Source organism: Ciceribacter sp. T2.26MG-112.2 (genome assembly GCF_900492205.1).
Classification (GTDB): Bacteria; Pseudomonadota; Alphaproteobacteria; order Rhizobiales; family Rhizobiaceae; genus Allorhizobium; species Allorhizobium naphthalenivorans_A.
In genome coordinates, this window is record NZ_UEYQ01000004.1 from 95924 (window position 1) to 122367 (window position 26444).

The following is a 26444-nucleotide window of genomic DNA, read 5'->3' on the forward strand; positions in this document are numbered from 1 at the left end:
GGCGGCCTGCTGCGATCCCGTCGGTGGATGCCAAGAGCAAAGTCACAAGTCCCGAACCCTCTGCCGCCTGACGATCCAAATGAAGAAGGGTGCTCCGACCAGAGCGGTGACGATGCCGACATCGAGTTCGGCGGGTCGCGCCACGATGCGCCCAAGCACATCTCCCGCCAGCAGCAGGCAGGCGCCGCCGAGGGCCGAGAACGGCAGGAGCCAGCGATGATCGACGCCGATGAACAGGCGGCAGACATGCGGCACGACCAGGCCGACGAAGCCGATCGGGCCGCAGATCGCCGTCGTCGCGCCGCAAAGAAGGACGGCGCCCAGGGCGGCGACGGCGCGAGCCACGGCAACGCGCTCGCCAAGCCCGGCCGCCAGATCGTCGCCCAGCGCCAGCGAGTTCAGTCTCCTGGCCGACAAGAGGCTGATGGCAAAACCGACGAGCAGGAAGGGAAGGACGTGGGAAATACGCTCGAAGGTCGCCCCTCCGACACCGCCGACCTGCCAGGCACGTATGCCGCCGGCTATGTCGTTGCGCGGCAGGACCACGGCGATCACCAGCGAGGCGAAGGCGATCGAGGTCGCTGCGCCGGCAAGCGCGAGCTTGAGAGGGGTTGCGCCGCCTCGCCCGAGCGAGCCGATGGTGTAGACGAAGACGGCGGAGCAGGCCGCACCGAGAACGGCCACCCAGATATAGGCGTAGGCCGAGGTAATGTTGATCCAGGCGACGGCAATGACGACGGCCAGCGAAGCGCCCATGTTGACGCCGAGAATGCCCGGATCGGCCAGCGGGTTGCGCGTCACGCCCTGCATGACGGCGCCGGCGAGACCCAGCGCCGCTCCGGCGACGAGTGCAAGCGCCGTGCGCGGGATGCGCATGGCGACCGCAGCCTGGCCAATGCTGTCGACCTGGCCGTGCAAGGCGGCAAGAATGTCGGACCAGGCGACGTCCCGCGTGCCGATCGCCAGGGACATGGCGCACAGCGCAGCAACGGCCACGATCATTGCCGCCAGCCCGAGAGATCGCATGCGGTTCGATCGTGCCGAAACGGCGGCAGGCGCGATGGACGTCAATTCTCCGGCGGTCATTTCGTCTTTCGGGCCGCTTCGGCAAGCAAGGCGACATAATCCTTGAGCACCCAGGCGATCGACAGCGGCGTGGGATTGGCCGCCGTGCCGACGGGATCCCTGCCGAGCGTGACCACGGCGTCGTGGGCGACGGCCGGCATGCGCGCCAGGAGCGGGTTGGCGCTCATCGCCTCGACAAGCTGGTGGTCTCCATAGGTCACGACGATGTCGACGTCGTCAAAGGCGTCGATCCGTTCGGCGCTGATCGATCCGGAAAAGCTGTTGCCCGCCGAGGCGTCGGCAACGCTTTTCGGAGTTGCGAGGCCGAGATCCTTGAAGAACCTGACGCGCGTGTCGTGGGTTGTGTAGAAATTGACCATGCTGAGGTCGGTTGCATCGAGATGCGTGACGAACATGGCCGACTTGCCCCGCAGGTCGGGATGGGCGGCGACTTCCGCGACAATCCTCGCCTCGATCTCGGCGATCAGCACCTCGCCCTCGCTCGCCATGCCGAGACCGGCGCTGTTGAGGCGGATCATGTCGCGCCAATCGGTGGACCAAGGCGCTTGGGGGTAGGCGATGACGGGCGCGATCTGGCTGAGGGTATCGTAGTCGGCCTGGCTCAGGCCCGAATAGGAGGCCAGGATCACATCGGGCCTGGTGGCGGCGACAGCCTCGAAATCGATGCCGTCGCCTTCATCGAACAGGACCGGCCTGTCAGCCTTCAGCTCGGCCAGTCTTTCCGCCACCCAGGGCAGGAGGCCATCACCGTCGTCATCGCCGAAATTGGCGGCGGCAAAGCCGACAGGAACGATGCCGAGCGCCAGGGGGACCTCGTGGTTCGCCCAGGCGACGGTTGCCACCCGCTCGGGTTTCTTGGCGATGACGGTCGTTCCAAGTGCGTGCCTGATCGTCACCGGGAAGACGGATTCCTGGGCGCCGGCGCCACCCGCCGCGAGAAGCGGCAGGGATGCGGCGACCAGAAACAGGCACAAGCGGAGGAAGCAGGACATGCGTCAACTCTCGACGTTTTTAAGTTGACTTTCCCTGTCAGCTTCATCAGGCAAGGTCAAGCATGTTGCCGGGCGTGCCTCGGATGCAGAACGAACTTTCCGGGGAATCCTACAAAATACGGAAAAACTACAATACCGGACAAAATTTCTCAAGTTAAAAGCCCCGTGAAGGGGATATCGGACAGTCTCTGCCGTCTGCCGCGACCGAGAGGGGATCTCGTTTGCCGGGACGGGCGGAGGTTCTCCCACGCGATGTTCTCCCGACCCGCCCATTCGGCCAGGCCGGCGCCCCTGCCGGCTGACGGCATTCGACACGTCAAGAAATTGTGGAACCAGACATGGCAAGAGTAAGAACAGCCGGAAACCCGGGACAGGTTTCCATCCGCTACCGCACCGCCGTCCTGTTGGGCTGCACGGCACTGGTCGCCTTCGCTCCGGCCGCGCTGCAGGCCCAGGAGGCGGAAAGCGCGAACGGTTCCACCGTCCTCGAGACGATTACCGTTCAGGGCGGTGTGAGCGGCAGCGACGACGATTCGAAGACGATCGTCGCGACGAAGACCACGGGCGTCGGCAAGATGCCGACGGATATCCTGGTGGCGCCCGCATCGGTCTCCGTCATCACCGCCAAGGAGGTGCAGGAGCGCGGCGCAAACAGCGTCGAGCAGGTCGTGCAATACACATCGGGCGTGGTTACCGACTATTATGGCTCGGATGACCGCTACGATTATTTCAAGATCCGCGGTTTCACGCCGTTCACCTATCGCGATGGAATGGTGATCGGCCGCACCTGGAGCGGGTTGCGTGAGGAGCCCTATGCCTTCGAGCGCATCGAAGTGCTGAAGGGCGCCAATTCCACCGGATTCGGGGTTTCCGATCCGGGCGGGTCGGTGAACTATGTGACGAAGGTGCCGAAGAGCGAACGCTTCGGCGAGGTCTACGGCACGGGCGGCTCGTTCTCGCACAAGGAGGGCGGCTTCGATTTCGGCGACAACCTCACCGAGGACGATACCCTCTCCTACCGGTTGACCGGCAAGTTCCAGCGCTCCGACGCCGAATACGATTATTCGCAGGACGACGAGAACTTCATCATGGGCGGCCTGACCTGGCGTCCGACCGACATGACCAGCCTGACCTTCGTCTTCGATCATCTGGACCGGGACGGTACGCCGAGCGGTGGGGGCCATCCGCGGGGCACGGATTTCGACAGGGACAGCTTCTTCGGCGAGCCGGACTACAATTACGATACGACGAACAGGAACACCTATAGTGTCATGTTCGACCACGATTTCGGCAATGGCCTGACCTTCAATTCCAGTGCGCGCTACAGCAAGTCCGACACCGGATTCGGCTATGCCTACATCTGGGATGCGCTGGGCGCCGACGACCCGGCCGATACCATGGTGAACCGCTCCTACTTCGGCAGCGAGAAGTCGACCGAGCAGTTCATCATCGACGCGCATCTGCTTTACGAGACGAATTTCAACAACGTCGAAAGCCGCACCCTCGTCGGCGCCGAATACAACAAGTTCGACTCGGTCGGCAGCAACTACTATGTCGCCGCCCCTGCCATCGACTTCGAGAACCCGGTCTACTGGGGCGGGCCCGGCGCGCTTTCGCCTTATAGCAGCACGAAAAACAACCAGAAGACCAAGGCGCTCTATCTGCAGCAGGATCTGACCTTCTACGACAAGCTGACCGCAAGCGTCGGCCTGCGCAATGACTGGCTCGATCTTAGTGAAACGGATCGGCTGGCAAATACCACGGACAGCGGTGACTACAGCGAAATGACGCGGCGCTTCGGTCTGTCCTACAAGATCACCGAGGAGCTGGCGGTCTATACGAGCTATGCCGAATCGGTCGCCCCGCCGAGCACCGGAACCGAGCCGACCGCCGGCAAGCAGTATGAGGTCGGCATCAAGTATCGACCGGATGCCTTTCCGGGCCTCATCACCGCTTCCGTCTACGACCTGACGATGGAGAACATCACGACCTACGAAGCGCCGGTGTACCTGCCGGCAACGGTCGAAAAGATCCGCCATCGCGGCCTCGATCTCGAGGCCAAGGTGGAGGTGACGAACAATGTCAACGTGGTCGCCGCCTATTCCTACATCGATTCACAGATCGTCGAGAAGGGTGGCGCCTATGACGGCAACCGTTTCGCCCAGGTGCCGGAGCACCTGGCTTCAATCTGGGGAACCTACACGCTCGAGGGGGATGGCAAGCGCGGCGACATGACCTTCGGGCTCGGCGCTCGCTATATCGGCTCGTACTACTTCGACAACGCGAATACCCGCGAGTCGGACGGCGCGGTGGTCTTCGATGCCGCCTATACCTACAAGATCCAGGAGAACACCACCTTCCAGATGAACGTCAGCAATCTGTTCGACGAGAAGCATATCGCCAATGATGACGGTGGCGCCTATTACTATAATCCGGGCCGCACGATCTACGCGACGCTGCGCCAGACCTGGTAAGCGATCGGCCCCACCCGAATGGTTTCGGGTGGGGCCTGTTGTTTCAGGATGATACCTGCGCGCGACGCCAGGTGGCGGGGGTCTGGCCGACAACCTGGCGGAACACCTTGGTCAGGTGGGCCTGATCGCAAAAGCCGAGCTGGGCCGCAATGTCGACGAGGCTGAGTTCGCCCTTGACCAGCAGCGCCTGCGCCGCCTCGATGCGCCTGCCGAGTTGCCACTGAAGCGGCGTCTTTCCCGTCGTCTGCCGGAAGACGGTGGAGAACCAGCTTTCCGAGAGGCCGACGACCTCGGCCATCTCGGCGACCGTCATGCGCCGGTCCAGGCTCGCGTTGACGCAGGAGACCAGCTTGTTGATCTGCGCCTGGGTCAGCCTGCCATTGGCCGTTTCATCTTCGTCCGTGGGGATGTCGAGCAGACCGGTGACGATGCTGCCGACCAGGCTCTCGGCATAGACCGCATGCCGCCTGGGTTTCGAGACTTCGTCGACGACCAGACCGGCGAGTGTCGCGATAGGCCCGACATCCTGGATTTCCACCGGGCGGCGGAGGATCGAGCGGGCCACCGAGCCGCCCACCGATGGGGTGAGGAAGCGTAAAAGGCGGTCCCTGTGCAGATGCAGGTCGAGATGCGAGAAGCGATGCGGGCTGGTAAATCTCGTCCACAGCGGGACGCCGGCCGGCACGTATAGCGCGCGCGTCATCGGTCGGTCATGCTGCCCGAAACCGCTCTCCCGGTTCGACATCCGGATGTGCGGGGAAACCTCGTTGAAGAAGATCACGATGCGCGGGTCGGGAGAGAGGTAATAGGCGTTGGCGCCTGCCTGCCCCTCCGCGTCCCAGAACACGCCGACGAGCCCCTCCAGCCCGCGCCATTTGGCCGGAGCCACGGGCTGGATTCCGTCGGTCCGGCACGTCATGGAGTGTCGATAAGTCACTTCGGACAGGGTCTCCGCGTTTCGAGATACGTGGCACGCTCCGGGAACAAGGCACGGGAGCGGATCGTGTCCCGCGGACCGGTTCGGGTTCCGGACAAGCGCGTCCGGTTATCATGAACGGAATTATCATGTTTGTGGAGGATGACAAGTGGTCCCGTGCGACGGGCGGCGCGCGCAGGACCTTGTGAAACTTCGATGACGATATTGGAAGAACACTGAAACGCCTCTCAAGCGGCTGACACGCTGAGCCCCTAAACACATCGCCGAGAGTGCCGGCTTCACTTTAGATCCGGCTGCAATCCCGCGTCGACAAGGTGCCAGCCCATGAAAATCGTCCAGATCAGCGATACGCATTTCAGCCCGTCCAAGCCGCACTTCAACGGCAACTGGGAGCCCATTCGCCGCTGGATCGAGGCGGTCAAGCCCGACCTCGTCTTGCACACCGGCGACCTCACCATCGACGGCGCCGACCAGGCGGACGACATCGTCTTCTCCATGGCGCTGCTCGGCGAACTCGACGTGCCGGTGCTGGTCGTTCCCGGCAATCACGACGTCGGCCACATGCCCGGCTCGAACCAGCCGATCGACGATGCCCGGCTCGAACGCTGGCGCCGTCTTGCCGGTCCCGATCGCTTCGCCAAGGATGTCGGCGGCTGGCGTCTGATCGGGTTGAACAGCCTGCTCGTTGGTTCGGGTCATGCAGAAGAACAGGCCCAGTTCGACTGGCTCGTCGAGACGCTGGAAGGCCGCGAAGGCCGTCGCGTCGCCATCTTCGCCCACAAGCCGCTGTTCGTCGACGATCCGGCCGAAGGCGACACCGGCTACTGGGGCGCACGTCCGGCCGAACGCCAACGCCTGTTCAACCTCATCGCCGCCCATGATGTGGCACTATACGCCAGTGGCCACCTTCACTGGACCTGGCAGGGCGAAATGGGGACCACCAAGCTGCTCTGGGCCCCGCCGACCTCCTTCATCATCGACAAGCTGGAGCGCGAAATGCCGGGCGAGCGCGTCGTCGGCGGCGTGATCCATCATCTTGGCGACGACGTGACGAGCGAGATCGTCGCGGTCTCCGGCATGGTCGCCCATGTGCTCGACGAGGTGATCGACGAGGTCTATCCGCGCGCCACGACGGCGGCGGCTCCGGTGGAGGCTGCCGAATGAGCGCGTTCAGCCTCCGCGACATCAACAAGTCCTATGGTGGCAACAGCATCCTGAAGGGCGTCAGCCTGGAAGCCGAGGCGGGCGAGTTCATCGCGCTGGTCGGACCGTCCGGCTGCGGCAAGAGCACGTTGCTGCGTATCGTCGCCGGTCTCGATCATGCCGACCATGGCGAGATCGTCATCGGCGGCGAGGAAGTCTCCGGCAGGGCTGCCGGCGACCGCAACATCGCCATGGTGTTCCAGTCCTACGCGCTTTACCCGCACCTGACGGCCGGCCAGAACATCGCCGTTCCGCTCGCCATGCGACGCTTGTCGACGGCCGGGCGCCTGCCGCTGGTGGGCGGCATGCTGTCAGAGCAGCGGCAGATCCGCGCCGACATCCAGCGCCAGGTCCAGGACATGGCGGCATCGCTGAAGATCGACCATCTGCTCGACCGCAAGCCGGGGCAGATGTCGGGCGGCCAGCGCCAGCGCGTGGCGCTCGCCCGCGCCATGGTGCGCCATCCGAGTGTCTTCCTGATGGACGAGCCGCTGTCGAACCTCGACGCCAACCTGCGCGTCCATGCGCGCGGCGAGATCGTCGAGCTGCACCGCAAGGCCGGCGTGCCGACGCTATATGTCACCCATGACCAGTCGGAGGCGCTGTCCATGGCCGACCGTGTCGCCGTGATGATCGGCGGACGCCTGCTGCAGCTCGACAGCCCGCGCAGGATCTATGACGATCCGGCCCATCTGGAAGTCGCCAAGTTTCTCGGCCAGCCGCGCATCAACGTCCTGCCCACCGTGGTGGACGACAAGGGTCTGGTGCAGGCTGGAGACGTTCGTCTTGCGACGCGTCTTCACCTGAAGGCGGGCGCGCCGGTGACGGTCGCCTTCCGTCCGGAATTCGTGGCCCTCGCGCCGACCGGTGAAGGAAGCCTGCCGGCCCGTATCGAACGGCTGGAATTCCTTGGTTCGGAAGTGGTGGTGTTCACCCGGCTTGCCGGCATGGACGGCATCGTCGTGGCCAAGATCGCCCCCGCCGAGGCGATCGGGCTGGCCGCCGGACAGCGCATCGATGTGAAACTCGACCCCGCCACCATTCTGCTGTTCGACGAAAACGGCGAGCGGCTTTCCGCCAGCATCGCCATGGTCTCGGCCGAACGGTCGGAGGTCCTGCATGGCTAGTCTGGCCCTCGATGCCGGCCGGCCGCCGGTTGCGCGCTCCGCCGCCGAAGCGGCGAAACGTCGCGAGGCGCGCATCGCCCTGCTGCTTGCGGCGCCGGCCGTCCTGCTGCTCCTGCTGTTCGTCATCCTGCCGACGATCGCCGTGATCTTTCTCGGTTTCACCGATTTCGAGCTGGGCTATGCCAGCTTCAACTTCGTCGGTTTCGAGAACTATGCCGATCTCCTGAAGGACCGCACCTTCAAGAAATCGCTGTGGAACACGACGGTCTATGCGGCGATCGTCGCGCCCACGTCGATGGCGCTCGGGCTCGGCATTGCGCTGCTGATCGAATCCGAAGGCTGGGGCAAGAGCCTGTTCCGCACCGCTTTCTTCCTGCCCGTCGCCTCGCTGCTGGTCGCCATGGCGACGGTGTGGCAATACCTTTTCCATCCGACCATCGGCCCGATCAACGCCACTCTCGGCCTGATCGGCATCGACGGGCCCAACTGGCTCGGCGCGTCGAGCACGGTGATGACCAGCCTGTCGATCATCGGCATCTGGCAGGCGACCGGCTTCAACATGGTGTTGTTCCTCGCCGGCCTTTCGGCGATCCCGCGTGAGCTCTACCAGGCGGCGGAAGTCGACGGCGCGCGCTCGGCGCTCTCCCGCTTCCGCCTTGTCACCTGGCCGATGCTCGGGCCGACCACGCTGTTCGTCACCACGATCAGCATCATCAATTCGGTCAAGGTCTTCGAGACCGTCAAGACGCTGACCGAGGGCGGTCCGAACAAGGCCTCGGAAGTCCTGCTCTTCACCATCTACCAGGAGGGTTTCGTCTTCCTCAAGGTCGGCTACGCCTCGGCGATGACCGTCATCTTCCTCGCAATCCTGGTGTCGCTGATGTTCCTTCAATACCGCGTCATGGACCGGAAGGTGCACTACGCATGACCATGACCGATCGTTTCACGCCCGGCCGCGTGCTCCGCCTTGCCCTTCTTACGCTCGGCGCCATCGTCTTCCTCGCGCCCTACATCTTCATGATTTCGACCGCCGGCAAGGCGCAGAGCGAGATATTCTCCTCTTCGCTCAACCTCATCCCGCAGACCTGGTCCTATGCGGAGAATTTTGCCAAGGCCTTCGGCCGCGTATCGATGGGCGGACTGCTCCTGAACGGGGTGATCGTCTGCGGGCTGATCCTCGTCGTCCAGGTGCTGGTGGCGATCCCTTGCGCCTATGCCATGGCCAAGCTGACGTTCCGCGCGGCGAAGATGATGATGGCGCTGGTCATGCTCGGCCTGCTCGTGCCGATCCATGCGACTGCCCTGCCGCTTTACGTCGCCTTCGACCGGCTGTCGGTGCTCAACAGCTATTTCGCCCTGGTCGCACCCTTCTCGATCTCGGTCTTCGCGATCTTCCTCTTCCTGCAGTTCTTCCGCGGTATTCCCGACGACCTGATCCATGCGGCCCGCCTAGACGGCATGTCCGAGGCCGGCATCGTCGCGCGGGTCGTGGTCCCGAATGCCTGGCCCGCGATCACCGCCTTTGCGATCTTCTCGGTCGTCGCCCACTGGAACGACCTGTTCTGGCCGCTGATCGTCGTCACCAACCAGGCCTATGCCACGCCGCCGCTCGGCCTTCTCTACTTCCGCGCAGCCGAAGCCGGCGACGACTACGGCGCGCTGATGGCGGCCACCCTCATCATCACCCTTCCCCTCGTGCTCGCCTTCCTGCTCGCGCAGAAGCGCTTCGTCGAGGGTATCACCATGACCGGTCTGAAAGGCTGATCGGTCGCAACCAAGGAGACCTGCGATGACCTATCTCAAGAAGGCGCTTGCCGCGGCAGCGGTGACGCTTGCCGTCAGCTTCCCTGCCCATGCCGAGACCACGCTCAACGTGCATTATCCGATGCCGGGCTTCTTCAAGGACGTGATGGACACGATCTCGAAGAAGTTCATGGAAGAAAACCCGGACATCAAGATCACCTTCGCCAACCCCTCGGCGACCTATGAGGAAGGCATCCAGACCATCATGCGCCAGGCCGGCACGGCCGAGATGCCGGATGTCACCTTCATCGGCCTCAACCGCCTGCGCATGGTCAACGAGCGCGACATCCCCGTCGACCTCGGCCCCTTCATGGCCAAGGACGGCAACATGGCGGAGCAGGGCTTTTCCGACAACATCCTGAAGCTCGCCCAGGTCCAGGGCAAGCAGGTCGGTCTGGCCTTCGCCACCTCCAACCCGATCATGTACTACAACGCCGATCTCGTTCGCAAAGTCGGCGGCAATCCGGACCAGCCGCCGAAGACCTGGGACGAAGTGATCGCGCTGTCGTCCAAGATCAAGGCGCTCGGCGACGGCAATGAAGGCATCGACTTCCGCTGGCAGGGCGACGACTGGATGTTCTCCGCGCTGCTCTTCGGCGCCGGCGGCAAGATGCTGAACGACGACGAGACCAGCGTTGCCTTCAACGGTCCGGAAGGCGTCAAGGCCTTCGAACTGGTCGACCGCATGGTCAAGGAAGGCGGCCTTCCGGTGTTCACCAAGCAGGCCGGCGAGCAGGCCTTCGTTGCCGGCAAGGTCGGCTTTGCCTTCCAGACCACCGGGGCGCTGCGCAACACCATCAAGAACGTCGGCGACAAGTTCGACCTGCGCACCGGCCATATCCCGCTGATCGATCCGGTCAACGGCAAGCTGCCGACCGGCGGCAATGCCGCCGTCATGCTGACCCGCGATGCCGAAAAGCAGGACGCCGCCTGGAAGTTCATCAAGTTCGCCGCCGGCCCATTCGGCGCCTCGGTCGTCGTTCCCGGCACCGGCTACGTGCCGAACAACGAGCTTGCAGCCAAGTCGCCGGACTATCTCGGCGATTTCTACAAGGAGAACCCGCTGTTCCGCGCCGGCCTTGAGCAGATGCCACTGATGCAGCCCTGGTATGCCTTCCCCGGCTCGAACGGCGTGAAGGTCACCCAGACCATCGTCGAGAACCTGTCGCGCGTGGTCGAGCAATCGGCCGAGCCGAAGGAAGCCCTCGACGACGCCGCCGCCGAAGTCGAAGGCCTGCTGCCGCGCAGCTAAGCCCGGCGCTTCGTCACTGACGACCTGATTGGGGACGCGTCGCTCGGCCGAGCGGCGCGTCCCGCTGCTGGACAAGCACATGCCGGCGTTTCTCCATGCCACGGCTGCATTGACGGTGGGGTCCCCGGGATTCCCTCTTCTCCCAGCGGGGAAAAGATGCCCGAAGGGCAGTTGAGGGGGTCCCCTACGCCACTGTCGCCGGTGTCGGTGTTGGGCGCGCTTTGGTCAGCGGTCTGCGGTAACACATGTTATGCTCCCGGGTGTTGGCCAGGGGCTTCGCCCCCCTCATCCGGCGCTACGCACCACCTTCTCCCCGTTGGTGAGAAGAGAAACGGACGCCGATCGCCTTGCCAGTCACGATTCTGGAGAGCAGGTGGATAGGGCCTCTTTCAACCGTTTCCCATCGTCGGAAGTCCCGGATCAAAAACCCTGGTCGATCCGTCGCACGGTGCCGCCGAGATTGAGCTTGTAGCCGATCCTCAGATGGCGGGGCGTTGCCGAGTTTTCGGCGATGTCTAGCAGCAGGGAGGCGGCGGTCGCGCCCATGCTGGCATCGGCCATCTCGATCGTCGTCAGGGGCGGATGCACCAGCCGGCCGATGGCAATGCCGTCGAAGCCCGCGACCGAGACGTCGCCGGGAACCGAAAGTCCCTCGCGGCGCAGCGCGCTGATGACGCCCAGCGCCAGGAGATCGTTCGAGGCGATGATCGCGGTCGGGCGGTGAAGCGACATCGCCTGGGCCAGGTCGAGGTCGTCGTAGCCGGTGGTAAAGGAGATCTGCAGGGCTTCGTTGACCGGCAGCCCGCCCACCTCCATGGCGTTTCGGTAGCCTTCATAGCGCAGGCGCGCGCGGTCGGAACTTTCGAAGCGGCCCGAAACGAACAGGATCCGCTGATGGCCGTGTTCGATCAGATGCGTGGTGATCTCGCGCCCGGCAAGCCTGTTGTCGGTGGTCACTGCGGCGGGAAAGCGTGACGTCGGCAGGTTGTTGAGCAGGACAGTCGGCGGCAGGAAGGCGGGCAGGGTCGACTGGCTCTTCAAGGGGTCACACACCGTCAGGATCAGGCCGGTCGGCTTTTCCGCCAGAAGATAGTCGACGGCATCGGCCTCGCGCGACGGGTCGTAGTCGGATTGGGCGATCAGCACGCCGTGCCCCGACACCCGCATGCGGTTCTGGATGCCGGACAACGAGGCGGCGAAGACGGGATTGGTGATGCTGGGAATGAGCACGCCGATCACCGGCCGGCGGCGTCCCGGCGGAAGGCTGCGCTCGATCCGGTGATAGCCGAGATCGGATGCCGCCTTGCGCACGCGCCGGACCATGCCCTCGCTGACCGGTCCGCTGCGATTGAGCACGCGGCTGACCGTGGCCATCGAGCAACCCGCTCGCGATGCGATTTCCTCGAGTGTCGACATTTTGCGCCCGCTTATGTCGTTGCGAAAGTCGGCAGGAAGGCGGTTCTGTCATTACGGCAGGCGACAATGGCTTTGCCGAATGTCCCGAAATGCCATTGGCCGCCGCGATCTTCACGACGGCCATGCTTGTCTGTCGGGCCGGGCGATCACTCGGCGGCGATGGACTTCTGGCGATCATTGATCGCCATCAGCTTGCGGGCGCGTTCCAGGCTTTCCGGCTGTTCGGCGCGGTAGCGGGCGCCGATTTCCATCATCGCGACCGTGCCGGGCAGGAAGTCGAGTTCGCTGAAGATGTCGTCCCAGTCGATGTCACCCCAGCCGAGCGGCATGTGCAAGTCGCCGATGCCCATCGCGGTGTTTTCCTGCAGGTGGTAGCCCTTGTAGAAGCCCTGGGGGCGGCCGAAGCTGTCATGCAGGTGCAGATGGCCGGCAACCGGCGCCATGGCGGCGATCTGTTCGCGGAAGTTCAAGCCCCGATAGGTCGATTCGATATAGGCGTGGCTGAAATCGATGAGGGCGACGACATTGGCGTGATTGACGGCCTTGACCGTCTCGGCGACCTCGGCCGGCGTCTGGCGATACTGGCCGGGCTCGACGGTGAAGATGTTTTCCAGCGCGATGCGCACGCCGTAGGGCCTGGCGAATTCGGCCAGTTCCAAGAGGGCTTCGCGCTCGCGCAGGTCGGCGGCGGCCCGGTCGAAGATCTGGTCGGGGCGCAGGCAGCCGCCGTGCTGGACGAGGATGCGGGCGTCGATCCGGTCGCAGATCTCGACCAATGCCTTGGCGGCGTCGATCTGGTAGCGGCAGGTGGCCGGGTCCATGAAGTTGGACGAGACGAGGCCGTGAACCGTGTAGCGGAAGTCGAACTGCTTGGTGAGGGCGACGAGGCGCTCGGCGCGATCCTTGATGATGCGGCCGCCGGCGATCAGGTCGAGGGTGGTGACACCCAGCTCGACGGTATCGACGCCCATGTCGGCGAGCGCCCGAAGGTCTTCCCCGAGGCTTTGCATTTCGCCGTTGTTCGAGGCGGCGTTGAAGCCGGTTGCGATGATATTGCTCATGTTTTCACTCCAGTTGCGTGTGGTTGGGGCCAAGGGTTCAGGCGGCGGCGATCTTGCCGCGCAGGTCAAGGGCGAGGTCGGGGCTGTCGGTGGTCAGGTGGCCGATGCCGCGCGCCAGCCATTTGCCGATCAGCGCCTCGTCGTTGAGCGTCCAGACGCAGAGGCGATGAAGCGGCAGCAGGCTGGTGATCAGATCCCATTCGGCGTCCATCAGTTCGTGATGGATGGCGACGATCTCGACGAGACCTTCGACCTGTTCGATGAAGGTTTTCAGGCCACCCTGCCTTTCGGCCCAGGCGGCATTGACCGAGACAAGGCGGTCAATGTCCGGGGCGACGCGGCGACATTGTTCGAGCACGGAGACGTCGAACGAGGTCAGGTAGCTGCGATCGGAAAGGCCCTGGGCGGCAAGTTCCGCGGCGACCTTCTCGACGATGCCCGGATAGGGCGTGCCGGTTTCGTCGCTCTTGATCTCGACGTGCAGCGGCAGGCCGTCGGCGACAGCCAGAACCGACAGCACTTCGGACAGCGTCGGAATGGTCTCGTCACTGTCCTTGAGCCTGACGTCCAGGCGCGCCTCGGGCGTCAGCGCCCTCACAGGGCCTTGGCCTTCCGTCGTGCGATCGAGCGTTGCGTCATGGATGACCAGAAGCTCGCCGGCATCGGTGAGGTGGACGTCGAATTCGACGGCGTCGACGCCGAGCTCGAGCACGTTGCGGAAGCCTTGCAGCGAGTTTTCGGGCCAGAGATTGCGGGCGCCGCGATGGCCGGTGATCAGTGTCATGAGTTTGGTCCTGAAGGATCTGGGGGTTAAAAGGGTCAGCGCACGGTTGGATCGAGCTTGTCGCGCAGCCAGTCGCCGACGAGCGAAATCGACAGCGTCGTCAGCATGATGACGGCAGCGGGAGCGAGCATGACCCACGGTGCGCGCGTGAGATACTCGCGGCCGAAGCCGACCATGTTGCCGAGGCTGGTTTCGGGCGGCTGCACGCCGAGCCCAAGGAAGGAAAGGCCGCTTTCCATCAGGATGATCTCGGGGAAGGTCAGCGTCATCGAGACGATCAGCGTCGAGGCGACATTCGGCAGGATGTGGCGGAAATAGACCCGAAGCGGCGTCGCGCCGAGTTGCACGACGGCCGAGGCATAGCCCTGGGCGCTGGCGGAAATCGCCAGGCCCCGGGCAATGCGCGCATAGCGTTCCCAGCCATAGAAGCCCATCAGGCAGACGATGAGAAGCATGGACGAGCCGAAGAAGGCGAGAACGGCCAGCGACATGATCAGAAAGGGCAGGGCCGCCTGGAAGTCGGCGAGCACCAGCACAAGATGTTCGACCCAGCCACGGAATTTTGCCGCGGCAAAGCCCAGCACCGTGCCGAACACCGCCGAGAGGATGGTGGCACTGAAGGCGATGACCAGCGACACGCGGATCGACTGGATCAGGCGGGTGAGCACGTCGCGGCCGAGTTCGTCCGTGCCGAGCCAGTGCTTTACGTTTCCGGGCGCGGCCAGGCGGTTGGAGAGGTCCATCGCCGTGATGCCGTAGGGGCGCAGCAGGTCGGCGAAGACGGCGACGAGTACCATGGCGACAAGCCACAGGATGCCGAGCCCGATCGACAGCGGGACGTTGCGGCGAAGGATCGAGATCAGACCGGGCTTGCGGGTTTTCCCGGCATGCGCGTGGACGATATCTGCCGTGGACATGAGTTGAGCCTCCTAGTGCGCGGGCTGGCCGCGCAGGCGCGGATCGAGCCAGCCGTAGAGCAGGTCGACGATGAGATTGGAGATCACCATGGTCGCGGCGATCATCAGAAGGATGCACTGGACGACAGCGAGATCGCGGTTTGCGACGGAGACGACCAGCAGGCGGCCGATGCCGGGCCAGGAGAAGATCGATTCCACCACGACCGCGCCGGCGATCAGCGAGCCGACCATGAAGCCGACGATGGTGACGATCGGCACGGCGGCATTCGGCAGCGCGTGTTGCCAGACCACATCCGGCCATTTCAGCCCCTTGGCGGAGGCGGTGCGGATATAGGGCTGGCCCATCACCTCGATCATGGCGCTGCGCGAGAAGCGGGCGAGGATGCCGATCCCGCCAATGCTCATGGTGATCGTCGGAAGCAGGCCGTGCATCCAGGTGTCCTGTCCGCCGGAGGGAAGGAGACCAAGGCTCACGGAAAAGATCAGCACCAACAGCAGGCCCATGACGAAGGACGGGATGGTGAAGCCGAGGATGGAGAGCATGATCACGCCGCGGTCGATGATGCTCTGGCGGTGAAGCGCGGCATAGACCCCGGCCGGGATGCCGATCAGCAGTTTCAGCACGAGCGCCGGAAGGGTCAGCTGCAGCGTGGCAGGAATGCGTTCCAGCACCAGTTGCAGGGCGGATGCCTTGTCGCGCATCGAAACGCCGAAATCGCCGGTGAAGATCGACTGGAGGTAGGCGAGGTACTGGATCCACAAGGGCTGGTCGAGCCCCCATGCCTTGCGGAAGGCGTCGACCGCGTCCTGCGGCACGTCGGGGCCGAGCATGACCTGGGCGGGGTCCCCGGACATGCGCAGCACGACGAAGGCGAAGGTGACGACGGCCAGGATGGTGATGAAGGCGCGCAGCAGGCGGATGAAGACGAAGCGGATCATGGTCGTCTCCTCAAGCGGCGATTGGCGCGTCTGCGCCATCGACCAGGTGGCAGGCGGCGGTTCGTTGGGCGCCGATGGTGCGCAGCGCCGGCACGGTGGTGCGGCAGATGTCCGCCGCCAGCGGACAGCGCGGATGGAAGGCGCAGCCGGACGGCCGGTTGGCCGGGTTCGGCGGTTCGCCCTGCAGGATCGTCCGCCCGGTGAGCGGCTTGCCCGGAACCGGCACGCTGGAAACCAGCGCCCGGGTATAGGGATGCTTCGGCGAGGCGAAGATCACGTCGGAAGAGGCCTCCTCGACGATCCGGCCGAGATACATGACGGCAACGCGATCGGCGATGTTGCGCACCACCTTCAGGTCGTGGCTGATGAAGACCATGGCGATGCCGTTCGCCTCCTGCAGATCGCGCAGCATGTTGACCACCTGCGCCTGGATCGAAACGTCGAGCGCCGAAACGGGCTCGTCGCAGACGATCAGTTTAGGCCGCGAGGCGAGCGCCCGGGCGATGACGGCACGCTGGCGCTGGCCGCCGGACAGTTCGTGCGGGTAGCGGTCGGCCTGGTCGTGCCGAAGCCCGACATCCATCATCAGCGCCTCGACGCGGGCGGTGCGTGCCTCCTTCGGCAGGAGGTCGTGGATGTCGAGCGGCTCGCCGATCTGGGCGGCGATGGTGAGGCGCCGATCGAGGGCCGCCAGCGGATCCTGGTATACGAGCTGCACCCTGGCCCTGAGCGCCCGCCATTCCGCCGTGCCGAATTCCGGCATGGGCTTACCTTCGAAGGTAACCGTTCCAGCCTGTGCCGGATCGATGCCCAGCAGCATGCGACCGAGGGTCGACTTGCCGGAACCGGATTCGCCGACGATGCCGAGCGTCTCGCCCGGCATGACCTCAAGCGACACGCCCTCGACGGCACGCACGGGCGTTGTCTTGCCGAACAGGCCGCGCCGCAACTGGTAGACGCGGGTGAGGCCATCGGCCTTGATGAGGGGCGCGACCACTTAAACGTCCTCCAGCATCATCTGCCGCGCAGGTGTGGAGCGGGCCGTGGCGACCGGGTTGAAACATGCCAGCCGACGGCCGTCGTCCTGGTGCTCCAGCGCCGGGCGCTGCCAGCCGCAGGCGTCCTCGGCATGGGCGCAGCGGGGCGCAAACGCACAGCCGGCGGACAGGTGTTTCGGGTTGGGCACGGTTCCGGGAATGGGGATCAGCCGGTTGCGCGGGCCGTCGATGCGCGGGATCGCGTCGAACAGGCCGCGGGTATAGGGATGGCGCGGTTCGGAGAACAATTGTTCGATCGAGCCCTGCTCGACGATCCGCCCGGCATACATGACGCAGACACGGTCGCAGACCTGGGAGACGGCGCCGAGGTCATGGCTGATGAAGACGGTCGCCATGCCGGTCTCGGCGCGAAGCTGGATGAGAAGGTCGAGGATCTGCGCCTGGATCGTCGCGTCGAGCGCGGTGGTCGGCTCGTCGGCGATCAGAAGGTCGGGCTGTCCGGCAAGCGCCATGGCGATCATCAGCCGCTGGCACTGGCCGCCGGAGAATTCGTGCGAGTAGAGATCGAAGCGCCGGCGGGCATCGGGAATGCCGACCATGTCCATCAGCCTCAGGGCCTCGGCCTTGGCGGCCTCGCCCGACAGCCCGCGATGGAGCGTCAGAGCCTCGGTGATCTGCCGGCCAATGCGAAGCACGGGGTTGAGCGAACTCGACGGGTCCTGGAAGATCATGGCGATGCGGCCGCCCCGTACGCCTTCGAGCACGCTGCGCGACCCGCCGCAGATTTCCCGACCGTCGACCTTGACCGAACCGGTGACGCTGGCCTTGCCCGGCAGCAGGCCGAGGGCGGCGAGCCAGGTGACCGACTTGCCACAACCCGATTCGCCGACCAGTCCCAGCGCCTCGCCGGGGCCGACGGTCAGATCGATGCCGTGCAGGACCGGAACGCCGTCGAAGGCGACTTTCAGGTCTCGAAGTTCCACGAGATGGGGGTTCATTGCGGTCACCTTCTTCAAGGCCAGTGGCGGCCGGGCCTGGGCCTGCCGCTGCGGTTGCTGGAAGGGGAAATCCGGCGGCCTTGCGCCGCCGGATCGAACTGGAACGATCACATCGTCCAGTTGTTGGAGCGGAAGTCCATGGCGAAGGCGGGGGCCGCCTTCCACTTGAGCGAGGACTTCATGCCGGTGAACACGGCGTTCTGGTGTAGGACCTGGTAGGCGGGGTCTTCGCGCTCGCAGATCTCCAGCATGCGGGCATAGGCCTTCTTGCGCAGCGCGCGGTCGGTCGAGGTTTCCATCACGACGGAAAGCTCGTTCAGCTCGGCGTTAGTCCAGTCCTTCTTCTGCTGCATCTCGCCGTTGGGGCCGAACTGGGTGACCATCGGGGTGACCGGGTCGTTGATGTTGGCCGAGGCCGACCAGTCGCGCACGCCCTTGACGCCTTCCGGATCGTGGATCTGCGCCCAGTTTTCCTTCATCTGGATCTCGACATTGAGGCCGACCTGCTTCCACATCTCGACCATGATCTGCCCGTTGGCAGTCTGGTTGGTGTAGTAGTTGTTGAGCAGACGATAGGGGATCGCATCGCCCTTGTAATTGGCCTGCTTCAGCAGATCGCGCGCCAGTTCGGGATTGTAGTCCGGTGCGGCCCAGCCGTCGATGAACATGTCGGTCGTCTTGAAGATATCGAACTGAAGGCCGGCCGGAATGACCGTCTGGCCGCCCCACAGGGCGTCAACGATCGCCTGGCGATCGATTGCATGGGTCATGGCGCGACGCACCAGCGGGTTGGCGAGGATTTCGTTCTGGGTGTTGAACACCGAAACGCGGTGGTTGAGGATGGTCGAGCCCTGAACCTCGAAGCCCGAGGCGGCCTGAACCGTGGCGATCTGGTCCGGCGGCAGGTCGCAGGCGAAGTCGTATTCGCCAGACAGCAGGCCGTTGACGCGCGAGGCGACTTCCGGAACCTCGACGAAGCGGATCTCTTCCAGCGGCGGACGGCCGCCCCAGTATTCGTCGAAGGCGACGAGCGTCAGCGACACGTCCGGCTTGTATTCGCCGACCTGGTAAGGGCCGGTGGTGACCGGCTTGCGGGCCCAGTCGGCATAGGAGCCGGCTTCGTCCCAGGCGCGGCGGTTGGCGATCTGGCTACCATAGGCATAGAGGCGGCCTTCAAGGGTCACGTCCGGTGTCGCGTTATGGAAGCGTACGGTGTACTTGTCGACGGCTTCGACGCCGGCGAGCGCCGGCCAGAGGCGGCGACCGATGCCCGGAACGGCGGCCGGCAATTCCTTGACGGTCGTGGGCTTGTGGTCGGCTTCGAAGATCGTCTTGCCGCCCTTCGGTTCGGTGTTGCCGAAAACGCGTTCCTTGGAGAAGGAGAAGACCACGTCATCGGCCGTCAGTTCGTCACCATTGTGGAACTTGACGCCCTGGCGCAGCTTCAGCTCAAGCGTCTTGTCGTCGATGCGCTTCCACTCGGTGGCAAGGCCTGCGACCGGACCCTGATTGCCCATCCAGTCGCGGTTGATCAGGCCCTCCCAGAGATTGGGGAAGAAGACGCGCTCGCCGACGTTGGACTGTTCATTCCAGACGCAGAGCGTGTTGTTGTTGGTGATCTTCTGCACGGCGATCGTCACCGAGGGGCGCTTGCCCTGGGCGAAGGTCATGCGCGGCAGGATGAGGCTGCCGGCGGTCGCGCCGAACAGTCCAAGCGTGTGACGGCGGGTGATGGGAAGCATCGGAATACTCCTTTTCGCAAGAGAGAGACAGCAGGGAAAGCGGAAGCGGTTTCTTGCGCCAGCCCGGTGTCGGTTTGTTAATGGCCCCATGAATTTTTAGTGATATTTCCGCCGCGGAGACCGCGACGGACAACGGTCAGGCAGGCACCTCGAGCGCCGCGGGTTCGCGAGCGGGCACGCGACGAGGTGATGCGGAAAGAAGCGTGTCGAACGCGCCTGCAAGTTCATCGGCACCGATCGCCACCAAGCAGGCACCGGCGCCGACCAACACGGATTGCCGGTCCTCGCGCGGATCCGCCGGGTCGACGAAGCCGATCGCCCGCATTCCGGCGGCCACCGCGCCGGCAATGCCGTGGGGACTGTCATCGACCACGATGCAATGGGCCGGATCGACGCCGAGACTGTTTGCACAGAGCAGAAAGAGATCCGGTGCGGGCTTCGGTCGCGCGACCATCTCGGCGCTGAAGATATGGCCGCCGAACGCATTCCAGAGATCGAAGAGGCCAAGACTGTTCTTCAGGCGCTCCAGCGTGCTGTTCGACGCGACACACTTGCGATGCGGCAGGGAGCGGACGAGTTGCGGCATGCCGGGCATGGCCGAAAGCGAGCGGGCGAACTCGTCATAGAGATTGGACCGCGTTTCGGCAAAGACCGTTGCCACGTCGTCCAGGCCGAACTCTTCCCGGCAGATGCGCATCGCATCGGTCTCGGAATAGCCAGTGAAGCGGCGGTGCACCTCGTCCAGGGTGATCTCCACCCCGGCATTTCGCAGGGCGCGGCAGAACACGCGGCTCGATGCCGGCTCACTGTCGATCAGCACGCCATCGCAATCGAAGATAAGCAGTTCCGTCGTGGTCAAGGCGCAGTCCGTTCCTGTTGCGGCGGAGGGGACAAAAGGAGTTTCCAGTTCTCGCCTTCGCATGGCTTGCTGGTCGCGCGGCATTCGGAAACAATTGCCTTCGGGCCCGCGATCATCTATGCGGCGTCTTATGTTACATATGTTACGTCGATGTGACATTTGTTCTGGAGGTAGATTTTGGAAAGCCAGGAACTGATGGTGCGGGCTTCGTGGCTCTATCACGTCGAGGGATTGACCCAGGCGCAGATCGGCGAGCGGATGAACCTCACCCGCAGGCGGATCAACGAGTTGCTGGCAGCCGCCCTCGAGCAGGGCGTCGTGCGGATCAGTTTCAGCTCGCCGCTTGCCGAGAACGTCGATCTGGAAGCGCGGCTCTGCAGCCGGTTCGGTCTTCAGGATGCGGTGGTCGCGCCGGCTCCGGCCGATCCGGCCCATATGCATGCGGTGATCGGCCGCGCGTCGGCGTCGTTTCTCGACCGGCTCATCCAGGTGCGCAAGCCGCGTTCGATCGGTGTCGGCTGGGGCGCCACGCTGCACGAGACGGTCAGGCAGATGACCGGTGCAAACGAGCCGGCGATGCGGGTGCGCTCGTTGATGGGCGGGCTGACCCGCGGTTCCGAGATCAACACATTCGAGATCGTCAGAAGCTTCGCCAAGGTGCTGAACGCCAAATGCCATTATTTCGCGGCGCCGATCTATGCCGGAAGCGAGGAGGCGCATGCCGTGATCACGGCCCAGCCGGTTTTCCGGGAATTCCTGCGTGACGGCTCGAATGTCGAGGTGTCCTTCCTCAGCGTCGGCGATGTGACGGGCCATTCGCTGCAGGTGCGCTACGGTCTGCCGCCGCAAACCGATATCGGCGAGCTTGTGGCCATGGGAGCCGTCGGGGATCTTCTCGGACGCTATCTCGATGCCGAAGGCAATCCCGTCGATCACCCGCTCAACCGCCAGGTCATATCGCCCGAGCTTGACGCCTATCGCGGCATCCCGAGCCGCATCCTGGCCTCCGGCGGCCCGCACAAGCAAGCGATCCTGCTGGCAACGCTGAGGGCGGGACTGGCAACCGCGATCGTGACCGACTCCGAGAGCGCGAGGATGCTGCTGGGGGCTTCCGACGCGCGCAGGTGAGGAGGGTTACTTCCCGGCACTCGCGACCGGGCGGCAGCTATGGCATAGTGCGGCGCATTTCATGAGAGCGATTCCATGCCGCAGGCCAAAAGCAGTTTCGATCCCCTGTTCGACAGGCAAGGCGCGGGGAATCCGCTCGACGTGCTGAAGCAGGTCTACGGCTATCCGGCCTTTCGCGGCAGGCAGGCAGAAGTGGTCGAGCGGGTCGTGTCCGGCGGCGACGCCGTCGTCCTTTTCCCGACCGGGGCCGGCAAGTCCCTGTGCTTCCAGATCCCGGCGCTCTGCCGCGAGGGAGTCGGCATCGTCGTATCTCCGCTGATCGCGTTGATGCGCGACCAGGTGGAGGCTTTGAAGCAACTCGGCGTGCGGGCGGCCGCGCTTAATTCCTCGCTGTCGCGCGAAGAGTATGTCGAGGTGCGCCGGGCGATCGCCGAAGGTTCCCTCGACCTGCTCTATGTCACGCCGGAGCGCATCGTCACGCCCGGTTTCAGGGAGATGGTCGCAGAGGCGAGAATCGCGCTCTTTGCGATCGACGAGGCCCACTGCGTATCGCAATGGGGACATGACTTCCGCCCGGAATATCGCGAACTCGGTCGGTTGGCCGAGGACTATCCCGGCGTGCCGCGGATCGCGCTCACCGCAACGGCCGATCCGCATACGCGCGAAGACATCATCGACAGGCTGGCGCTGCGCTCGGCCGAGGTCTTCACCACGTCGTTCGACCGGCCGAACATCGCCTATGAGATCGTCGAGCGCGACCAGCCGCGCCAGCAATTGCTGCGGTTCCTGTCGCGCCACAAGGGATCGAGCGGCATCGTCTATTGCCTGTCGCGGGCCAAGGTCGAGGACACGGCGGAATGGCTGAACAGCCAAGGGGTTCGGGCGCTTGCCTATCATGCCGGCATGGACCGCACTGTGCGGGACGCCAACCAGGACGCCTTTCTGAAGGAGGAGGACCTCTGCCTGGTCGCCACCGTCGCCTTCGGTATGGGCATCGACAAGCCGAACGTCCGCTATGTCGCCCATCTCGACCTGCCGGGCTCGGTCGAGGCCTATTACCAGGAGACGGGCCGGGCCGGCCGAGACGGGCTACCGTCCGAGGTGTGGATGGCCTATGGCATGGCCGACGTCATCCAGCGCGGCCGGATGATCGACGAAGGCGGCTCGGAGGACGGGGTCAAGCGGGTCGAGCGTGCCAAGCTCAATGCGCTGCTGGCGATCTGCGAGACGCCGGGTTGCCGGCGGCAGGCGATTCTGGCGCATTTCGGCGAGGCGCATGCAGGCGGATGCGGCAATTGCGATACCTGCCTTAAACCGGTCGAAACCTGGGACGGCACGGAGGCGGCGATCAAGGCGCTGGCGGCGATCTACCGGACCGGCGAGCGCTTCGGCACCGGCCATCTGGTCGACGTCCTGACCGGCACGGAGAACGAGAAGACGATCCGCTTCGGTCATGTCGATATGCCGGTGTTCGGGGCGGGCAAGGATCTGCCGTCCAAAACCTGGCAATCGGTCTATCGCCAACTGCTGGCGGCCGGACTTGTCAGCGTTGACCATACGGCCTTCGGTGCGCTGAAGCTCGAGCCGGAGGCGCGCGCCGTGTTCAAGCGCGAGCGTGAGGTGCGTTTCCGCAAGGATCGGCCGACCAAGGGCAAGGTCTCAAAGGGGGCTTCGTCCGCATCGACGGAGGCGCGCTCCTCGCTGCACAGCGACGATGTGGCCCTGTTCGAGGCATTGCGCGCCCGCCGCATGGCACTCGCCAAGGAGCTATCGGTGCCGCCCTATGTGGTGTTCCCCGATACGACGCTCGTCGCCTTCGCCCGCGAGCGGCCGATGGATCGCGAGGCACTGCTGGATATTTCCGGTGTCGGGCAGTCCAAGCTGGAGCGCTACGGGGAGGCGTTCCTCGAGGTCATCCGCGCCCATAGCGATTGACGTCTTCAACGTCGCCTGGAAAATCGCTCCGGCCACCCCTTAGGACGGCCGGAACCGGAGTTTGGTGGGCCTCAAACCAGCTTGGCGCAGGCGTCGGCGATGCGGGTGAGCGCTTCCTTCAGTTCGGATTCGGCGCTCGCATAAGAGATGCGGAAGAAGGGCGACAAGCCGAAGGCCGAGCCCGGCACAACGGCGACATTGGCGTCTTCCAGCAGATAGGCGCAGAAGTCCGTATCGGTTTCGAGGCGCTTGCCGGACGGCGTGGTCTTGCCGAGCACGCCGGCGCAGCCTGAGAAGGTGTAGAAGGCGCCTTCCGGCACGCGGCAATCGAGGCCGTCGATCGCATTGAGGCCGGCGACCACCAGATCGCGGCGGCGCTGGAAGCTCGCCTTGCGCTCAACGAGGAGATCCTGCGGGCCGTTGAGTGCGGCAACGGACGCCGCCTGGCTGATCGAGGAGGGGCAGGAGGTCGCCTGGCTCTGCACTACGGCCATGGCCTTGATCAGTTCGCGCGGGCCGCCCGCATAGCCGATGCGCCAGCCGGTCATGGCATAGGCCTTGGAAACGCCGTTGACGGTGAGGATGCGGTTCTTCAGGCGCGGCTCAAGGGCGGCCGGCGTGACGAATTCGAAGCCGTCATAGACGATATGCTCGTACATGTCGTCGACCAGCAGCCAGACCTTCGGGTGCTTCATGAGCACGTCGAGCAGCGGGCGGTAGTCCTCGGCGCGATAGCCGGCGCCCGAGGGGTTGGACGGCGAGTTGAGGATGACCCAGCGCGTCTTCGGCGTGATCGCGGCTTCGAGCTGGGCGGCCTGCAGGCGGAAACCCGCCTCGGCATTGCAGGCGATCAGCACCGGCTTGGCCTCGGCGATCTGGACGATGTCGGAATAAGAGGTCCAGTAGGGCGTCGGGATGATCACCTCGTCGCCGGGGTTGAGGGTCGCCATCATCGCGTTGAACAGGATCTGCTTGGCGCCGGTCGCGACCGTGATCTCGTCGAGCGCGTAATCGACGCCATTTTCGCGGCTGAACTTGTCGCGGATCGCAGCTTTGAGCTCCGGCGTGCCGTCAAGCGCCGTGTATTTGGTCTGGCCGGCCTGCATCGCTTTCCAGGCGGCTTCCTTGATGTGGTCGGGCGTGTCGAAATCCGGCTCGCCGGCGCCCAGAATGATCACTGGGCGGCCTTCGCGCTTCAGCGCCTGAGCCTTGGCGCCGATCTTCAGGATTTCCGAGACGCCGATCGACGAGATGCGCTTGGCCGGGTGGAAAACCACATCCTCGGGCTTGCTGTTGATGTTCATGACCGTCCTCTCCGTTTGTCTCCAGGCTCTCCGCTGCGAGAGCCGTATCTGACTTCTCGCTTCAGCCGAACCGGACCGTTCCCAGCGGCCCCGGCGACGTGATCGCCTTCAAACCCGCCGCCAGCTGTTTGATCGTCTCGCCGGTGTAGAGGTCATAATAGCTTTGGTTCTTGCGGCCGATTGCGTGCTCGGCGCTGAAGCTGCCGTCAAAATCGCGCACGGCGATGTCGAACACCCAGTCGCGCAGGCGTTTCTCGAAGGCGGCGTCCGAGGCAGCGGTGCTGCCCTTCGGGACCACCAGATTGAAATGCACGCCGCCGTCGCCGATATGGCCGAAGTCGCAGATCGTCACCTCCGGGAAGGCAGCCGGCATTTCGCACTTCATGCGATCGCAGAAGGCCATGATGTCGCCGCGGCGGAAGGAGAGATCGAAGGCGATGAGCTTGCCGGAATGCTTGACGCCTTCCGAGAGCGCGTGGCGCAGCGACCACATCTCGTGCGCCGGGCCGACGAAGGCGTCGGCAAGCGGCGCTGCCTCGCTCTCCCAGATCTCGGCGAGCACGGTTTCCAGCACCGCATCGAGCCCCTGTTCGCCGTCGCGCGGCTCCCAGCTGCGCGAGATTTCGCAGAGGATGACGTAGTCGGGAACCTGTCCGCCCTGGAACGGATTGCGCAGCGACGGCACGTGATCGAGCGCGGCGGCGACCGCGTTCTTTGACATGCCCTCGAAGGCCGAGAGATAGGCGCCGAGCTTCTGCTCCATGGCGCGCAGCAACGGCATGACATGGGCGCCGCTCGCCGGCACGAGATAGGCGGTCGCCACCTGCTTCGGCAGGGCTTCGATGTTCAGGACGCATTCGGTGATGATGCCGAAGGCGCCGGATGTGCCGATGAAGACCTGCTTCCAGTCGACGCCGGTATTGTTCTTGCGCAGGTCAAAGGCGAGGTCGAGGACCGTGCCCTCTTCGTCGGCCAGCACGACCTTGATGCCGAGCGTGTTGCGGCGCACGTCGCCGTATTTGAGGAAGCGCGAACCGCCGGTATTGGTCGACAGCATGCCGCCGAGACGCGGATCGGCGCCGAGATCGATCGGGAAGAACAGGCCGTGGCTTTCAAGCCGCTGGTTGACCTCCGACAGCCGGAAGCCGGCGTCGACATGCAGAGAGCGGTTGTCGAGATCGAGATCGAACCGGCGGGTCATGCGGTCGAGGCTGAGAACCACCTGAGCGCCCGAGGCGTCCGGCGTCGAACCGGAGACAAGACCGGTATTGCCGGACTGCGGGATGAGCGAAAGGCCGTGGCGGACGCAATAGGCGACGGCGGCGGAGACTTCCTCCGTCGTCGCCGGCCGCAGGACGAGACCCGCCAGGCCTTCGTCATAGCGGGCGCCCGTCTGATAGGCGACCATGGCGCCGGGGTCCTGAACGATGCCCTTGTCGCCGAGGATGTCCTTGAGTGCCCGAATGTGCGTCTGGTCGATCATCGTCGC

At 64.6% G+C, this 26444-nt stretch carries 22 protein-coding genes; 8 read left to right on the forward strand and 14 right to left on the reverse strand.

Annotated elements, in window-relative coordinates; translation table 11 throughout:
• Positions 1–42: 42 nt before the first annotated feature.
• Positions 43–1086, reverse strand: coding sequence for a FecCD family ABC transporter permease (locus tag DYZ14_RS08425; RefSeq protein WP_154720254.1), 1044 nt, complete (start codon positions 1084–1086; stop codon positions 43–45).
• On the reverse strand, positions 1083–2078 hold the full coding sequence (locus tag DYZ14_RS08430) for an iron-siderophore ABC transporter substrate-binding protein (RefSeq protein ID WP_154720255.1): 996 nt from the start codon (positions 2076–2078) through the stop codon (positions 1083–1085). Before DYZ14_RS08430 ends, DYZ14_RS08425 begins: the two co-directional genes overlap by 4 nt.
• 338 nt (positions 2079–2416) lie before the next feature.
• Here DYZ14_RS08430 and DYZ14_RS08435 point away from each other — a divergent pair, with 338 nt between their 5' ends.
• On the forward strand, positions 2417–4552 hold the full coding sequence (locus DYZ14_RS08435; RefSeq protein ID WP_154720256.1) for a TonB-dependent siderophore receptor: 2136 nt from the start codon (positions 2417–2419) through the stop codon (positions 4550–4552).
• Between the two features lie 43 nt (positions 4553–4595).
• Here the strand turns inward: DYZ14_RS08435 and DYZ14_RS08440 are convergent, their stop codons facing one another.
• The gene (locus tag DYZ14_RS08440; protein ID WP_210209279.1) at positions 4596–5489 is read right to left on the reverse strand and encodes a helix-turn-helix domain-containing protein; all 894 of its coding nucleotides are present in this window, start codon (positions 5487–5489) and stop codon (positions 4596–4598) included.
• 324 nt (positions 5490–5813) lie between these two features.
• Here DYZ14_RS08440 and DYZ14_RS08445 point away from each other — a divergent pair, with 324 nt between their 5' ends.
• From DYZ14_RS08445 to DYZ14_RS08465, 5 genes are read left to right on the forward strand one after another with little or no spacing between them, the layout of a single operon-like run.
• Complete coding sequence (locus DYZ14_RS08445) at positions 5814–6653, forward strand: metallophosphoesterase family protein (RefSeq protein ID WP_154720258.1); 840 nt, start codon at positions 5814–5816, stop codon at positions 6651–6653.
• Positions 6650–7819 (forward strand): ABC transporter ATP-binding protein, encoded by a 1170-nt coding sequence (locus tag DYZ14_RS08450; protein ID WP_154720259.1) that lies wholly within the window; start codon positions 6650–6652, stop codon positions 7817–7819. The genes DYZ14_RS08445 and DYZ14_RS08450 overlap by 4 nt, the downstream gene beginning before the upstream one ends.
• Positions 7812–8747 carry a carbohydrate ABC transporter permease gene (locus DYZ14_RS08455; protein ID WP_154720260.1) on the forward strand — a complete coding sequence of 312 codons (936 nt, stop codon included), beginning with the start codon at positions 7812–7814 and terminating at the stop codon, positions 8745–8747. The genes DYZ14_RS08450 and DYZ14_RS08455 overlap by 8 nt, the downstream gene beginning before the upstream one ends.
• Entirely contained in the window at positions 8744–9583 is an 840-nt protein-coding gene (locus DYZ14_RS08460; protein WP_154720261.1) for a carbohydrate ABC transporter permease, read from the forward strand. The genes DYZ14_RS08455 and DYZ14_RS08460 overlap by 4 nt, the downstream gene beginning before the upstream one ends.
• Positions 9584–9608: 25 nt before the next feature.
• A complete protein-coding gene (locus tag DYZ14_RS08465; protein ID WP_154720262.1) occupies positions 9609–10874 on the forward strand; it encodes an ABC transporter substrate-binding protein in 1266 nt (421 codons plus the stop codon).
• A gap of 420 nt (positions 10875–11294) precedes the next feature.
• Here the strand turns inward: DYZ14_RS08465 and DYZ14_RS08470 are convergent, their stop codons facing one another.
• From DYZ14_RS08470 to DYZ14_RS08510, 9 genes are all read right to left on the reverse strand, one after another.
• A complete protein-coding gene (locus DYZ14_RS08470) occupies positions 11295–12290 on the reverse strand; it encodes a LacI family DNA-binding transcriptional regulator (protein ID WP_154720263.1) in 996 nt (331 codons plus the stop codon).
• A 146-nt stretch (positions 12291–12436) separates the two neighbouring features.
• Positions 12437–13351, reverse strand: a complete 915-nt coding sequence (locus tag DYZ14_RS08475; protein ID WP_154720264.1) for a TIM barrel protein — start codon at positions 13349–13351, stop codon at positions 12437–12439.
• A gap of 37 nt (positions 13352–13388) precedes the next feature.
• A complete protein-coding gene (locus DYZ14_RS08480) occupies positions 13389–14135 on the reverse strand; it encodes a glycerophosphodiester phosphodiesterase family protein (protein WP_154720265.1) in 747 nt (248 codons plus the stop codon).
• 35 nt (positions 14136–14170) lie between these two features.
• On the reverse strand, positions 14171–15052 hold the full coding sequence (locus tag DYZ14_RS08485; RefSeq protein WP_154720266.1) for an ABC transporter permease: 882 nt from the start codon (positions 15050–15052) through the stop codon (positions 14171–14173).
• Between the two features lie 12 nt (positions 15053–15064).
• Positions 15065–15991 (reverse strand): ABC transporter permease, encoded by a 927-nt coding sequence (locus DYZ14_RS08490; protein ID WP_154720267.1) that lies wholly within the window; start codon positions 15989–15991, stop codon positions 15065–15067.
• A 10-nt stretch (positions 15992–16001) separates the two neighbouring features.
• Positions 16002–16988: an ABC transporter ATP-binding protein gene (locus tag DYZ14_RS08495; RefSeq protein WP_154720268.1), complete on the reverse strand. Its 987-nt coding sequence runs from the start codon at positions 16986–16988 to the stop codon at positions 16002–16004.
• Complete coding sequence (locus DYZ14_RS08500) at positions 16989–17987, reverse strand: ABC transporter ATP-binding protein (RefSeq protein ID WP_154720269.1); 999 nt, start codon at positions 17985–17987, stop codon at positions 16989–16991.
• A 107-nt stretch (positions 17988–18094) separates the two neighbouring features.
• A complete protein-coding gene (locus DYZ14_RS08505) occupies positions 18095–19729 on the reverse strand; it encodes an ABC transporter substrate-binding protein (protein ID WP_154720270.1) in 1635 nt (544 codons plus the stop codon).
• Positions 19730–19865: 136 nt separating this feature from the next.
• Complete coding sequence (locus tag DYZ14_RS08510) at positions 19866–20588, reverse strand: HAD family hydrolase (RefSeq protein WP_232365476.1); 723 nt, start codon at positions 20586–20588, stop codon at positions 19866–19868.
• Between the two features lie 177 nt (positions 20589–20765).
• Here DYZ14_RS08510 and DYZ14_RS08515 point away from each other — a divergent pair, with 177 nt between their 5' ends.
• Positions 20766–21716 (forward strand): sugar-binding transcriptional regulator, encoded by a 951-nt coding sequence (locus DYZ14_RS08515; RefSeq protein ID WP_154720271.1) that lies wholly within the window; start codon positions 20766–20768, stop codon positions 21714–21716.
• Positions 21717–21791: 75 nt separating this feature from the next.
• Positions 21792–23651 carry a DNA helicase RecQ gene (recQ, locus tag DYZ14_RS08520; RefSeq protein WP_154720272.1) on the forward strand — a complete coding sequence of 620 codons (1860 nt, stop codon included), beginning with the start codon at positions 21792–21794 and terminating at the stop codon, positions 23649–23651.
• Between the two features lie 71 nt (positions 23652–23722).
• On the opposite strand, the gene DYZ14_RS08525 is transcribed toward recQ, so the two are convergent.
• Positions 23723–24955, reverse strand: coding sequence for a pyridoxal phosphate-dependent aminotransferase (locus DYZ14_RS08525; RefSeq protein ID WP_154720273.1), 1233 nt, complete (start codon positions 24953–24955; stop codon positions 23723–23725).
• A 61-nt stretch (positions 24956–25016) separates the two neighbouring features.
• Positions 25017–26438 (reverse strand): FAD-binding oxidoreductase, encoded by a 1422-nt coding sequence (locus DYZ14_RS08530; protein ID WP_154720274.1) that lies wholly within the window; start codon positions 26436–26438, stop codon positions 25017–25019.
• Positions 26439–26444: the final 6 nt, after the last annotated feature.